This window comes from Qipengyuania algicola, assembly GCF_042492175.1.
Lineage (GTDB): Bacteria > Pseudomonadota > Alphaproteobacteria > Sphingomonadales > Sphingomonadaceae > CAJXSN01.
On record NZ_CP170453.1, the window covers coordinates 2,759,052 to 2,771,587 of the forward strand.

The 12,536-nt window shown below is 60.9% G+C and carries 9 protein-coding genes; 3 read left to right on the forward strand and 6 right to left on the reverse strand.

Annotated features, from left to right (window positions below; all coding sequences use genetic code 11):
• Window positions 1-2 precede the first annotated feature (2 nt).
• The 4 genes from prsR to ACFCW2_RS13155 form a co-directional block, all read right to left on the reverse strand.
• On the reverse strand, window positions 3-1,379 hold the full coding sequence (prsR, locus tag ACFCW2_RS13140) for a PEP-CTERM-box response regulator transcription factor (RefSeq protein WP_379547012.1): 1,377 nt from the start codon (window positions 1,377-1,379) through the stop codon (window positions 3-5).
• Window positions 1,379-3,499, reverse strand: coding sequence for an XrtA/PEP-CTERM system histidine kinase PrsK (prsK, locus tag ACFCW2_RS13145; RefSeq protein ID WP_379547014.1), 2,121 nt, complete (start codon window positions 3,497-3,499; stop codon window positions 1,379-1,381). Before prsK ends, prsR begins: the two co-directional genes overlap by 1 nt.
• The gene (locus ACFCW2_RS13150; protein ID WP_379547016.1) at window positions 3,496-4,881 is read right to left on the reverse strand and encodes a TIGR03013 family XrtA/PEP-CTERM system glycosyltransferase; all 1,386 of its coding nucleotides are present in this window, start codon (window positions 4,879-4,881) and stop codon (window positions 3,496-3,498) included. Before ACFCW2_RS13150 ends, prsK begins: the two co-directional genes overlap by 4 nt.
• Window positions 4,882-5,025: 144 nt before the next feature.
• Window positions 5,026-6,408 carry a helix-turn-helix domain-containing protein gene (locus ACFCW2_RS13155; protein ID WP_379547018.1) on the reverse strand — a complete coding sequence of 461 codons (1,383 nt, stop codon included), beginning with the start codon at window positions 6,406-6,408 and terminating at the stop codon, window positions 5,026-5,028.
• 145 nt (window positions 6,409-6,553) lie between these two features.
• Here ACFCW2_RS13155 and ACFCW2_RS13160 point away from each other — a divergent pair, with 145 nt between their 5' ends.
• The 3 genes from ACFCW2_RS13160 to ACFCW2_RS13170 all read left to right on the forward strand — a co-directional run bounded on the left by ACFCW2_RS13160 (window position 6,554) and on the right by ACFCW2_RS13170 (window position 9,058).
• Entirely contained in the window at window positions 6,554-8,155 is a 1,602-nt protein-coding gene (locus tag ACFCW2_RS13160) for an isocitrate lyase (RefSeq protein WP_379547020.1), read from the forward strand.
• Between the two features lie 57 nt (window positions 8,156-8,212).
• Complete coding sequence (locus ACFCW2_RS13165; RefSeq protein ID WP_379547022.1) at window positions 8,213-8,386, forward strand: hypothetical protein; 174 nt, start codon at window positions 8,213-8,215, stop codon at window positions 8,384-8,386.
• A 159-nt stretch (window positions 8,387-8,545) separates the two neighbouring features.
• Window positions 8,546-9,058, forward strand: coding sequence for a hypothetical protein (locus ACFCW2_RS13170; protein ID WP_379547024.1), 513 nt, complete (start codon window positions 8,546-8,548; stop codon window positions 9,056-9,058).
• Between the two features lie 10 nt (window positions 9,059-9,068).
• Here ACFCW2_RS13170 and ACFCW2_RS13175 read toward each other — a convergent pair whose 3' ends face one another.
• Together ACFCW2_RS13175 and ACFCW2_RS13180 are read right to left on the reverse strand one after the other, a co-directional pair.
• Window positions 9,069-10,358, reverse strand: a complete 1,290-nt coding sequence (locus ACFCW2_RS13175; RefSeq protein ID WP_379547026.1) for an amidohydrolase — start codon at window positions 10,356-10,358, stop codon at window positions 9,069-9,071.
• 313 nt (window positions 10,359-10,671) lie between these two features.
• Window positions 10,672-12,471 carry an SLC13 family permease gene (locus tag ACFCW2_RS13180; RefSeq protein ID WP_379547028.1) on the reverse strand — a complete coding sequence of 600 codons (1,800 nt, stop codon included), beginning with the start codon at window positions 12,469-12,471 and terminating at the stop codon, window positions 10,672-10,674.
• Between the last annotated feature and the right edge of the window lie 65 nt (window positions 12,472-12,536).

Here is a 12,536-nt window from a genome sequence, read left to right on the forward strand (position 1 = left end):
TATCAGGCTTGCAGGTCGTACTGCTTCAGCAGATCATACAGCGTCGGGCGGCTGATCCCCAGCATCCGGGCGGTGCTGGAGATATTCCCCTCGGTCCGCGCCAGCGCATGGCGGATCACCTTGCGGTCCGACTGCTCTCGTGCGGCTTTCAGATTGAGGACATCGATATCGCCCCCTTCGTCAGTGTCGAGATCGAGATCCTCCGCCCCGACCAGACGCGCATCGGCCATGATGACAGCGCGCTTCACCCGGTTCTCCAACTCGCGGACATTGCCCGGCCAGCCCCAGCCATCAATCGCCGTTAGCGCATCGGGAGCGAAGCCTTTGACCTGCGGGTTCATCTCCGCAGCAAAGCGCTGAAGGAACGCTTTCGCGAGCAATGTCGCGTCGCCGGGGCGCTCGGCCAGAGAGGGGATCTTCACAACGATCTCGGCCAAGCGATAGAACAGGTCCTCGCGGAAGGTTCCTTCGGTGGTCATCACTTCCAAATCCTGATGCGTCGCACAGACGATGCGCACGTCGACATTGATCGGCTTGCGCCCGCCTATCCGCTCGATCACCCGCTCCTGCAGGAAACGCAGCAGCTTGACCTGAAGCGGGAGCGGAATGTCGCCGACCTCGTCAAGAAAGAGCGTGCCGCCATTGGCCTGCTCGATCTTGCCCTCGGTCGTTTTAACCGCGCCGGTAAAAGCGCCCTTCTCGTGACCGAACAGCTCGCTTTCGAGAAGGTTCTCAGGGATTGCCGCGCAATTGATCGCAACGAACGGCTTGTCGCGCCGGTTGCTGGCATCATGCAGACCGCGCGCGAGCAATTCCTTGCCCGTCCCGCTGGCCCCCAGCAGCATGACAGAGACATTGGTATCGGCCACCCGTTCGATTGTACGGGCCACCTTAGCCATTTCCGGCGCACCGGTGATCATGGTGCCCAGAACGCGCTTTTCTTCGCCGACCTTGCCGGCAAGGCGCGTGTTTTCGGCCTCGATCGCGTGCAGGTTGAAAGCCCGCCGGACGATGAGGCCCAGCGTGTCGATATCGACCGGCTTCTGATAAAAGTCGTAAGCGCCGCGCGCGATCGCCTCCAGCGCACTGTCCCGCGCGCCATGGCCTGATGCGACCACGACTTTGGTATCCGGCTTGATCGCCATGATCGCATCGAGCACCGCCAAGCCTTCGCTCACCCCGTCAGGGTCCGGCGGCAGTCCAAGGTCGAGCGTAACAACAGCGGGTTCATCGGCACGCAGCGCAGCAATCGCCGCCTCGCGGGTACCGGCGATGACCACGTCAAAGTCCTCATAGGCCCACTTCAATTGCGCCTGCAGGCCTTCGTCATCCTCGACGATCAGCAGCTTCGGCAGAGTTTTCTCATTGGATTGGGACATCAGGCTACTTTCTCGATTGGCGTAGTTTGTTGTTCTTCATGGGCACTGGGCGCGCCAAGCAGACCGGCGGCGGCGGAAAGCGGCAGAATGATCACGAACCGCGTCCCGAGCCCCTTGCGTGAAGTGACTTCCATCCGGCCGCCCATGGCGCGGATCAGCTCGCGCGCTTCAAACGCTCCGATGCCGAACCCGCCATTCTTCGAAGACACGAAGGGGCGATAGAGCCCGGTACGAATGAACTCGGCATCCATTCCCTCGCCGCTATCGATAATCTCGATCCGCGCCTGCAGACCGTCTGTGGTCACTTCGATATTGACCGGCACCCCGGCTTCGCTCGCATCGAAGGCGTTCTGGACAATGTGGATCAGCGCCTGGGTCAGTGCCTCCTGATGAGCGTGCACAATGCAGTTTTCGGGCGCCGCAATGTCGAGCTGATGGCCGCTTTCGAACCGCTTGCCGACATGTGTCAGCACCTCGTGAAGCGAGACGGGTTCGGGCGTGCCGTCCTGTCCCGAACGGTATCCGCCCAGGCGGTCAATCAGGTTTTGCAATTTGGCCGATGCCGTTCGCAAAGTGATCAGCATATCCGCACGAAAGGCGGGCTTCTCGGCGTGGCGCTCTGCATTGCTGGCGAGCAGATTGAGCTGACTGGCCAGATTCTTGATGTCGTGCATCACGAAGGCAATGCGACGATTGAACTGGTCGAACTGCGCTGATTGGGTGAGCGCCTCATGGCCAGCCTGTTCGGCCAGATAGCTCGCCACCTGGCGACCGACCAGCTTGAGAAGATCAAAGTCCTCCCAATCGAGCTCGCGCTCTTCCGCAGGCCGGGCAAGCAGAATCGCACCGACCAGTCGCTCGAAATGCATGAGCGGCACGATAGCCCAGCAGCGGGCGTCAGCCCGGATCCAGTCCGGCAGATGTGCGCTTTCTCCTGAGCGATCCTTGCCTGCGCGGATTGCATCCACGTCCACAATGTCGCCTTCGGTCTCCATCACCAGCGCCAGTTCTGCCGGGATCGACGCACCCGGTTCGCTTGCCAGCAACTGACCGACATACCCTGCCTCGAGAAACCGGCCATCTTCATCGGCCAGAAAAAGCAATGCCGACCGGCTATCGGTAATATCGGCCACCGCCTTGAGGATACGCACATTCAGTGTGCTTTCGGCGGTGGACTCGCTTCCGATTGTCTCGGTGAAACGCAGCCATTCCTCGCGGTAATCGTAGCGGTGCTGGAAAAAGTGCTTGAGCGCGACGACCTTCACAAGGGCTCGCACCCGCTGGCTGGGGAGCCAGATCAGCCCCAGCACTATCGCTCCGCTCAAAAGGCCAACCTGTGCGAGCCGTGCGCCGTCCCCGTCAAACAGCGCCAAAAGCTCTGCCAGCGCGATCATCGCGATCAGATAGCAACCGACCAGCACCAGCGAGATGGTTTGCAGGGCCGCGACACGCGATGGTCGCAGCTGGATCGGTGCGGCATCGGGCCGCGATCCGAGAATTAATCCCAATGCGCCCAGAGCAAGAACCAGTCCGCGAAAGGCTGCGACCTCCATCGCCGGACCGTCGGCGAGGAAGGAAATGACGTAGAAATTGAGCTCGAAGGCCCAGATGCCCGCCAGGCCGAAGATAATGGGACGCAACCCGGTGCGGTTCTCTGCCCCTGCGCCGGCGTACAGATTGTGGACCAGCAAGAGCGCACCCACCGCAACCATCATCCGCAGGATGAAAGACACATGCATGACCATGCTGCCCTCTGGCGCGTAGAGGACGGTCAGGATCGCCATCATCGCCTGCACCAGCTCCACGCCGACCAGCACGATAACAATCGGCCTGAGGCTAAGGCGCTGTCCGGCTGTATCGAACAGCCGGTGAATGAGAATGACGAGAGCAATGTTGCGCACCGACTCCGCGATGCAGGACGCCAGCGACCAAGGGCCGGAAGCAGCGACACTGCCCGCCCACATCGCCATTGCGAGCAATGCGACAAGCACGGGAATTCTGGCAGGCAGACCGGTCCGCCCGCCACGGATCAGCCACATGGCGGCCAGCCCGCACGCGACAGCCGCTGCAAAATGCAGCGCCAGCAGCAGAGCTGCGAAAGAGGCGAAGCTCTCCGTCAACGGGCGCCCTCTGACCACAGAACCACGCGGAGGGTCTGCAGCAGGATCAGCAAATCCAGAAACGGCGTGTAGTTCTTGGCGTAATAGAGGTCGTATTCCAGCTTATGCCGTGCGTCCTCGATGCTCGCGCCATAGGGGTAGTTGATCTGCGCCCATCCTGTAATGCCGGGCTTCACCATATGACGCTCGGCATAATAGGGCAGCTTGTCATCCAGATCGGCCACGAATTTGGGCACTTCGGGGCGCGGACCCACAAAGCTCATCTCGCCTTTCAGGACGCTCCAGGTCTGGGGCAATTCGTCGATCCGGACCTTGCGAATGAACTTCCCGATGCGGGTAATCCGCACATCATTCTTGTCAGCCCATTTCTGGCCGTCTTTCTCCGCATCCGCCGTCATGGAGCGCAGCTTGATGACATCGAACTGCTCGCCGAAAAGGCCCACACGCTTCTGCCGGAAAAATGCCGGACCTTTGCTGTCCAGCTTCACCAGCAGAGCAAACAGAGCAATGACCGGCAGGGTCAGAACCAACAGCAGGCCGCTTGCGAGAATGTCGAAAACCCGCTTGGCCGCGCTCGACACCATCCGGCCGGACGAAAACCCGTCGGAGAAGATGAGCCAGCTCGGGTTCACCGTATCCAGGTCCACGCGGCCGGTTTCGCGCTCCAGAAAGCTGGAGAATTCATTGATGTGCACCCCGCGGGTTTTCACCCTCAACAAGTCCTTCAGCGGCAACGAATTGCGGCGCTCTTCGAGCGCCAGCACCAGCTCGCTGACGCCGAGATTTTCCACGAAACGTCCGATGTCGTGAATGGCAGCGCGCGGGATCGCCTCCTCGACGACCAATGCGCCTTCATTCATCGCCAAATAGGAGACGATCACGAACCCGCTTTCCGGGCGCTCGGAAAGTTTGCGAAGACGTTCTGCACGCTCTCCTGCCCCCAGAACCAGCACCCGGCGACGAAACGCCGACGTACCGAGAAATGCGCTGACGAGCAGGCGCCCGAAGATGAGCATCACGATGGAGAAACCCATCGCGTAGAGCAGCGTCGAGCGCCAGAACGTCGCTCCGGGGGCGATGAAGTCGATAACCGACAGGGCAATAATGCCCATGCTGATCGCCACCAGCAGGCGTGCGCAGGCATAACGCATCGACCTCAGCGCGTCAGAGCCATAGACCCCGACAGCGATCATCGCGATCCAGATGGTCAGCGCAAATCCGCCCAGCGGCAGCAACCGCTCGCTGATCACGCCCACGCCCGTGCCGATCTGCGAAGCGCGCAAATGCCACGCAAACTCGCCGGCCAGAAGCAACAGCACGAGATCGACCATGCCGAGCAACAGCACCGCATGGGGAATATAGTGTTTGAACAGCCGGATCATTTTGTGCGCATTTTCCAGAGATAGAACGTGTGGATCATGCGCCTGATTACGGGCGATAAGTGAAATGTCGGTAAACTTTACACCGGGCCCTCAGGCACCGGCGGGAGCTGGCGCGTGGTGGTTAATGCGGCGGTTAGAACGCAGTCAGCCAACCCGGTGCCCGAATTCGAACGGAGTGGCTGCCCGCGATATTGTATCAAACGCCAATTGCGCCCCGCGCGGCGGGAGCGAGCGCTGACGACAATCGGGCCTCCGGCACCTCTCGCAGCCAAGCCCGATTGGCTGCGCCTGTTCAGGGCGGAGGGCAACGCCGCGTGCTTGTGCCAAAGGTTCTGCCAGACGTGCCTCCAAACCCAACACAACCGAGAATTTGCCCCCACCGCCGCTCGCATCGACCGCGTGGCTAAGCGTGAACCAGTCCCGCGCCGTTTCGCCGTCGCCCTCCAATCGAACCACCTGAGCAATCCATCGGTCAGGTCGCTCGAACGCTTCGTGAACATTCCACAGCGGACAGGAAGCATCGCTGCCCAGCAAGGGCGACCCGCTGGCCCCGGCAATCCGCTTCGAGAACTGCCCCGCACGATCAATGCGCGCCATGAAGAACGGCAGACCGCGCTGGCCCACGCGCTGCAAGGTAGTGAGCCGATGGGCCAATTGCTCCGCGCTGACATTGAACCGGCATTCCAGCACCGGCAGATCATAGCCCGTCGCATCGCAGGCCCGCATGAACCGGGAATAGGGCATCAGGATCGCCGCAGCGAAATATCCCGCCAGATGGCGCTCGAACAGACGCCTGCCCGCCTCCTCCTCGAATTGCGATCCTGCGGCCAATTGCGTGATAGCGTCGCCCTGCTCCAGATAGGCCAGCTGCAAAGCGAGTTGAAAATTGCGGGACGCCGGCGAGAGCATCTCCGCCAACTGGACCTGCCGGGCGTGCAGATCGAGCCTGCGCAGCGTTTCCGGCATGACCTCACGCGGCAACACCCGGATCGCAAGCTGGTGACGTTCGCGCAGTCGCTCTGTCAGGGCAGCTCCCATATCTGCGCGCGAGAGACGCAGCTCGTCTGACAATTCCTCAGCCGCATGATCCAGATCAGCAAAGTGATTGCGCCACCGGTCAATCTCGCGGGACGATGCCGCCAAGGGATCGGATTGCCGCGCACCGGCGTCGCCAGCCTTGTCGAACAATTGCGCGAAGGCAGCCGCCGCCTGCGGTGCAGCCGCGAGAAACTCCGCAGCCTCCTCACGGTCGATGCCCAGATCGGCGAACCGTTCGTCGGCCAACCTCCGGGCCAATCCGTCCAGCCCGCCAATCGCTTCATCAGCGGTCAAACGGCGGGGATCGAGGTCGAATTGATCGACCAGTTGCACAACGACGCGCGCGGATACCGGGCGCTTGTTGCGCTCGATCAGATTGAGGTAACTGGCTGAAATGCCCAGGCGCGCCGACATGGCAGCTTGAGTCAGGCCTTCGCGTTTACGAAGACGGCGCAGAGCCGGACCGGCAAGAAGAGAAGCTTCGCTCATTTGTAATTTTCTTTACAGCTTGACATGCTTCAATTGCGTAAACCGCGCAAGAGGACAAGATAGTTTGTAAGTTTTCCTATTCCCTAAGGGGCCATTGGTCCATGGCTATGGGGCAACAACAAACCTCCCCAGATTGGAAGATTTTATGACGACCTACCAACAGACGACCGACGCACTGTCCCAGACCATTGCCGAAAATGGCGAACCCTGGAATGCGATCGACGCAGAATCCGCCGCCCGCATGAAGCTCCAGAACCGCTTCCCGACCGGCCTCGATATCGCAAAATACACCGCGAAGATCATGCGCGAAGACATGGCGGCCTATGATGCCGACCCGGCCCAGTACACCCAGTCGCTCGGCTGCTGGCATGGCTTTATCGCGCAGCAGAAGATGATTGCGATCAAGAAGCATTTCGGCGGAACGAAGCAGCGTTACCTGTACCTGTCCGGCTGGATGGTTGCCGCTCTGCGCAGCGAATTCGGCCCCCTGCCTGACCAGTCGATGCACGAGAAGACCAGCGTGCCGGCTCTGATCGAAGAGCTCTACACCTTCCTCAAGCAGGCCGATGCCCGCGAACTTGGCCTGATGTTCTCTGATCTCGACGCCGCCCGCGAGAAGGGCGACGAAGTTGAAGCCAAGCGCCTCGAAACGGCGATCGACAATTACGAGACGCATGTCGTGCCGATCATCGCCGACATCGATGCCGGTTTCGGTAACGCCGAAGCGACTTACCTGCTCGCCAAGAAGATGATTGAAGCGGGCGCCTGCGCCCTGCAGATTGAAAATCAGGTTTCGGACGAGAAGCAGTGCGGCCACCAGGATGGCAAGGTCACGGTGCCGCACGAAGACTTCCACCAGAAGATCCGGGCGCTGCGCTACGCCTTCCTCGAAATGGGCGTGGAAGATGGCATCATCGTTGCCCGCACCGACTCGCTCGGCGCTGGCCTGACCAAGTCGATTGCCTACACCAAGGAAGAAGGCGATCTGGGTGACCAGTACAACAGCTTCCTCGATTGCGAGGAAGTCTCGCCCGACGAGATCAAGAACGGCGATGTTTTCCTCAGCCGTGAAGGCAAGCTTCTGCGTCCCAAGCGTCTGCCGTCCAACCTGTACCAGTTCCGCGCTGGCACCGGCGAAGACCGCTGCGTTCTGGATGGGATCACCAGCCTTCAGGCCGGTGCCGACCTGCTGTGGATCGAAACCGAAAAGCCGCATATCGGCCAGATCGGCGGCATGGTGAACCGCATTCGCGAAGTCATCCCGAATGCCAAGCTGGTCTACAACAACTCGCCCAGCTTCAACTGGACGTTGAGCTTCCGCCAGCAGGTGTTCGATGCCTGGACCGAGGAAGGCAAGGACGTATCTGCCTATGACCGCGATGCGCTCATGAGCGTCGATTACGACGATAGCGATCTGGCTGCCGAGGCCGATGAGCGTATCCGCACCTTCCAGAAGGACGCTGCGGCACAGGCTGGCATCTTCCACCACCTCATCACCCTGCCGACTTACCACACAGCGGCCCTCAGCACCGACAATCTGGCGAAGCGCTACTTCGGCGAGGAAGCGATGCTGGGTTACGTCAAGCAGGTCCAGCGCGAAGAGATCCGCCAGAGCATCGCTTGTGTGAAGCACCAGAATATGGCCGGCTCCGACATCGGGGATGAGCATAAAGAATACTTTGCCGGTGAAGCTGCATTGAAGGCTGGCGGCAAGGACAATACTATGAACCAGTTCGCCGCTGCTTAAGCAGCGGTTGGGAACCAGCTCGCCGCTGCATAAACGGCTGGCATTGGGAGAGAAATAATGAGTGAAGGTACACCCCCATCCAAAGAGCCGGGCCGCGCACGCGCCCTGCTTTCGACCGCGGATTTCAAACTGCTTCGGCGTGCGCTCGAAAGCCACGCCAAAGCGACCGAAGACCGCGAAGAGCTGGCCAAGATCAATGCCCTGCACCACCGCCTGGGCAATTACGGCTAAGCGCGAAACCACATCTCCTGGGGAGGAGACGGGCGGTCGGCAGAGCAATCTGTCGGCCGCCCATTTTTTTGCGCCCAACTTAGGCCGCTGCACCGGTCCATTCCGGTCCGCCGGATGGTGAGCAGAATTGATTAACCCGCCGGTGCTATCGGGTGCGTCATGGTACGTAAGGCAAAGAATGCTCCCAACCCGGCGAAAATGTATCGCCATTTTGCGGTTGTGACGGTGATCATCACGGCTGCGGTCGCGCTGATGGCCGATTCCGACAGCCGCCGTGAAGTCGTCGTAGCGGTCGAAGAGCATCAGGACCGCGCGGAGCTTCAGGCAAAAAGCGATGCCATGTTCCAGTCCGGCAGCCTGATCGACAATTCCAATTCCCGCAATGTCGCCGGCGAATTCGGCGATGACAGCTGGGTCGGCTATGCCGGTTCGGGCACTTCCAGCAGCAGGCCTCCCTCCTCCAACGCAACGCAGAGCCCGCCATGGGTCCGGCTTGGAATGAGCCAGGAGCAATATGAGATGCTTCCCCCCGAGGAGCGCGAACGCCTCCTCGCACAGCTTGGCCCCGAAACCATGGATCAGGCGACAATGGCGCGTATCAGCGAGCAGTCTATGCGCCGCGCGGGACGCACCACGCCTTCAGCCGACGCACCCGGAGCCAGCAACCCCTAGCGGGGTCGCCCTATTCGCCGCCCATGGGCATCAGGCGTAAAGTCGCATCGGCCAGCGCTTCTGCTGCAGTCGCGATGACCTTTTCCGCATCGGGCGCCCAGAAGGGGCTGTGGAGCGACGGCAAATCCGCTTCCCCGCGTTGCGCCGCATCGAATTGCTCCTGCGGAACGCCGCCCACCCAGAAGATCAGCGATTGCACCTCGTCGGGTGCATAACGCTTGAACTGTCCGAAGTCCTCTCCCCCCATCACGCTGGGCACCTGCATCACGCGTTCCGCTCCGAAGCGGGTCGCAAAACCGGCCATCATCCTCTGCGTAAAATCGGGATCGTTGAAAGTTGCGGGCGTATAGGGGTCGGCAATCGTCACCGTGGGCAGCCTGTCCTCGGGCATCCCCGCCGCCATTGCCTCCCCCTTCGCTACGCGGGCAATTCCATCGAGCAGCAGCTTGCGCGACTCGTCGGAATAGCTGCGCACGGTCAGCTGCAATTTCGCTTCGTCGGAAATGATGTTGTGCTTTGCGCCCGCGTGGAAGCTGCCGACAGTAATAACCGCCGGATCGAGCGGCGAGCTTTCGCGGCTGACCAGCGTTTGCAGCTTCATCACAATAGCGCTGGCCAGAACTATCGGATCCTTGGTCGTGTGGGGATAGGCGCCGTGACCGCCGATCCCCGGCACCGTAATGTCCACGCTGTCCACATTGGCGAGAGCGAAGCCCGGCGAATAGCCGATCATGCCTGCCGGAAACTGCGCCGCGTCGTGGAAGGCAATGGCGTAGTCGGGCGTGCCGAAACGCTCGTACAAACCGTCTTCCAGCATGGCAGGCGCGCCCTCGCCCAGTTCCTCGGCTGGCTGCGCAATCATCATCAGCGTGCCGGACCATTCGTCCTTGCGATCAACCAGAAGCTGGGCCGCACCGATCCACCCGGTCATGTGGGTATCGTGTCCGCAGGCATGCATGACGCCCGTCTCTACGCCCGACGCCGGCACGGCGATTTGCTTGGAGGCGTAAGGCAGGCCGGTCTGTTCCACCACCGGCAGTCCGTCCATATCGGCGCGTAGCATGACAGTGGGCCCTTCGCCGTTTTTCATCATGGCAACGACGCCGGTTTGCCCCACTCCTTCGGTCACCTCGAACCCCAGTGCGCGCATCCGCGCTGCGAGTTTCTTGGCAGTCTCGAATTCCTGAAAGCTGAGCTCCGGTGTCGCGTGAAGATCGCGGTAGAGCTCCATCAGGCCGGGCATGTCGGCGGCCAGATCGGCGCGGAGAGTATCGTCCTGCGCTGAGGCAGGCGCGCTCATGGCCAGCCCCATCGCGAGCGCCGACGCCGCTGCCCACCGTTTCACCCCAGAATTCGCAAACCTAGTCATAGTCCATCCCCTCACCGCAAACCCTACCAGCTTGACACTTTTGACACATGCTTGACAGTTTCCAACAGAGAATTTGCCGCTAAAGCACTTATACATATGCCTTTTTCAAATGTTGGACTTGGTTGACACGTCTCGCGCGAATTCGCGAAAATCGCGCCCACTGCGTCCCTCGCACTCATCACCTTGCACATCGTGATGCAGTAGGAAAGAGCGGCGTGTCCAACCTCAAACACCGTCCCTGTGACTACATATCATAGGTCATCACCAGCAGGAACGAGAGCGTCCCCACCATGAGGATCACCAGCGGCACACCGGTCCGGATATAGTCCTTAAACTCGTAGGACCCCTCGGCCATGATCAGCATATTGGTCTGATAGGCGATGGGTGTCGCGTAACACAGATTGCACCCGAACAGCACGGCCAGCACCAATGGCTCCGGAGGCAGGCCCAACTGGTTCGCAATGCTGAAGGCGATGGGTGTCCCCACCGTGGCCGCCGTCGCGTTGGAGGCGAAATTGGTCAAGAAGGTCACGAAGATCATGATCGTCGCCAGCACCATCGCCGGGGTCAGGAATTGCAGCCCGTAAGCGAGCACAAGCCCCAGCCAGTCCGCAGCGCCGCTTTCATCGATAATCCGCCCGATGGCGATACTGGCCGCGATGAGCACAATGACCTGCGCAGACAGCGCACGGCCCACGCGGTCAAACTTCACGCAGCCGGTCACGAACATCAGAATGGCACCCGCCAGCGCGGCGATGGCAATCGGGATAAGGCCAATGGAGGCCAGACCAATCGTGCCGCCCATAATCCCGGCGGCAAGCCATGCTTTGGACCGGCGCGGCAGTTCGCGCATGCCTTCTAGCATCAGCAGGCTGTCGGTCCGGGCAAATTCCTGCAGATTGTCCGGCAGCCCCATCACCAACAGGACATCGCCCTCGCGCATCCGCAGATCGCCGCCTTCGCTGTATTTCTCCGCCTCGCCAACGAGACGCTCTGGCCGGTGGATGCCGATAACGGCCACACCATAGAGATCGGCAATGCCGGAACTGGGCAGCGTGCGGGTAATCAAGCGGCTGTCCGCAGTGATGGCCATCTCGACGACTGCGATATCGAGCTTCTTCTCGGTCGCCTGCCGATGGATGCGATCAATGACCCAGGTCGGCGCGATTTCGCCCTGCAAGGTCCGCATCGCTTCCTCGATGCCTTCATGCGTGCCTGACAGCAGAAGGCGTTGCTGACCGTCCAGCTTGCCTTTTGGCGGATCGATAAACTCCACTTCCTTGGGCAGGCGCGGGATCATGTCGGACAGCTCCGTCCCCACCAGAGAGCTATCTTCCCCGATCCTCAGCCGCGTGGTGAAGCGCCGCTCCTGATGTTCTGCCTCTACCCGGTTATCCTTCAGGAGCCGGGGCATCACCAGCCAAAGATAAGGCAACGCCACGGCTCCGGCGACCAAGACGATGGGGGTGAAATGGAACACGCCCATCCGGTCCATCCCCAGATCGACGGCGATGGAGACAACCAGAATATTGGTCGACGTGCCAATGGTGGTGGCCACCCCGCCGATCAGCGAAGCGGCATTGAGCGGGATCAAAGCCTTGGACGCAGGCAGCGCTCCGCGTGCGGCCAGTGTGACAAATATCGGGATGAGCAGCACCAGAACGGGCGTGTTGTTGATGCCCATGCTGAGGACGAAGGCGATAATCAGGCTGACCAGCAGGCCGACTTGCAGATTGTATTTGAAGACACCTTCCAGAAAGCGTGCGGCAGGCTCCAGCGCGCCGGTCACCACCAGCCCGCGCCCCATCACCATCAGCGCGCAAATCGTAATCAGCGCGTAATGGCCGAACCCGGCAAAGGCGAGGACCAGCCCGTCGGTGGGATTGGTGCCCTCCAGCGGGAAGAAATACAGACCCACGGCAATCACCGCTATGGTGAGCAGGGATACAATCTCTGTCGACATCCGGCCGCGCACAAAACCGACGAACATCGCCACAGTGACGACCATGGCGGCGATGGCATGGGGGGATGGGGGCGGTATCATATCGCTGGAGGCTGAATCCCCCAGCTAGCGCCCAAGCGCAAGTCTTTTAACGAATCCGTGCGCCA

What these genes read in the sequence shown, in the direction of transcription:
- ACFCW2_RS13175 (WP_379547026.1), bottom strand. Translation starts at nt 10,358, where the DNA reads ATGAGCGCGCCTGCCTCAGCGCAGGACGATACTCTCCGCGCCGATCTG.
- ACFCW2_RS13155 (WP_379547018.1), bottom strand. Translation starts at nt 6,408, where the DNA reads ATGAGCGAAGCTTCTCTTCTTGCCGGTCCGGCTCTGCGCCGTCTTCGT.
- ACFCW2_RS13160 (WP_379547020.1), top strand. Translation starts at nt 6,554, where the DNA reads ATGACGACCTACCAACAGACGACCGACGCACTGTCCCAGACCATTGCC.
- ACFCW2_RS13165 (WP_379547022.1), top strand. Translation starts at nt 8,213, where the DNA reads ATGAGTGAAGGTACACCCCCATCCAAAGAGCCGGGCCGCGCACGCGCC.
- ACFCW2_RS13170 (WP_379547024.1), top strand. Translation starts at nt 8,546, where the DNA reads ATGGTACGTAAGGCAAAGAATGCTCCCAACCCGGCGAAAATGTATCGC.
- ACFCW2_RS13180 (WP_379547028.1), bottom strand. Translation starts at nt 12,471, where the DNA reads ATGATACCGCCCCCATCCCCCCATGCCATCGCCGCCATGGTCGTCACT.
- prsR (WP_379547012.1), bottom strand. Translation starts at nt 1,379, where the DNA reads ATGTCCCAATCCAATGAGAAAACTCTGCCGAAGCTGCTGATCGTCGAG.
- ACFCW2_RS13150 (WP_379547016.1), bottom strand. Translation starts at nt 4,881, where the DNA reads ATGATCCGGCTGTTCAAACACTATATTCCCCATGCGGTGCTGTTGCTC.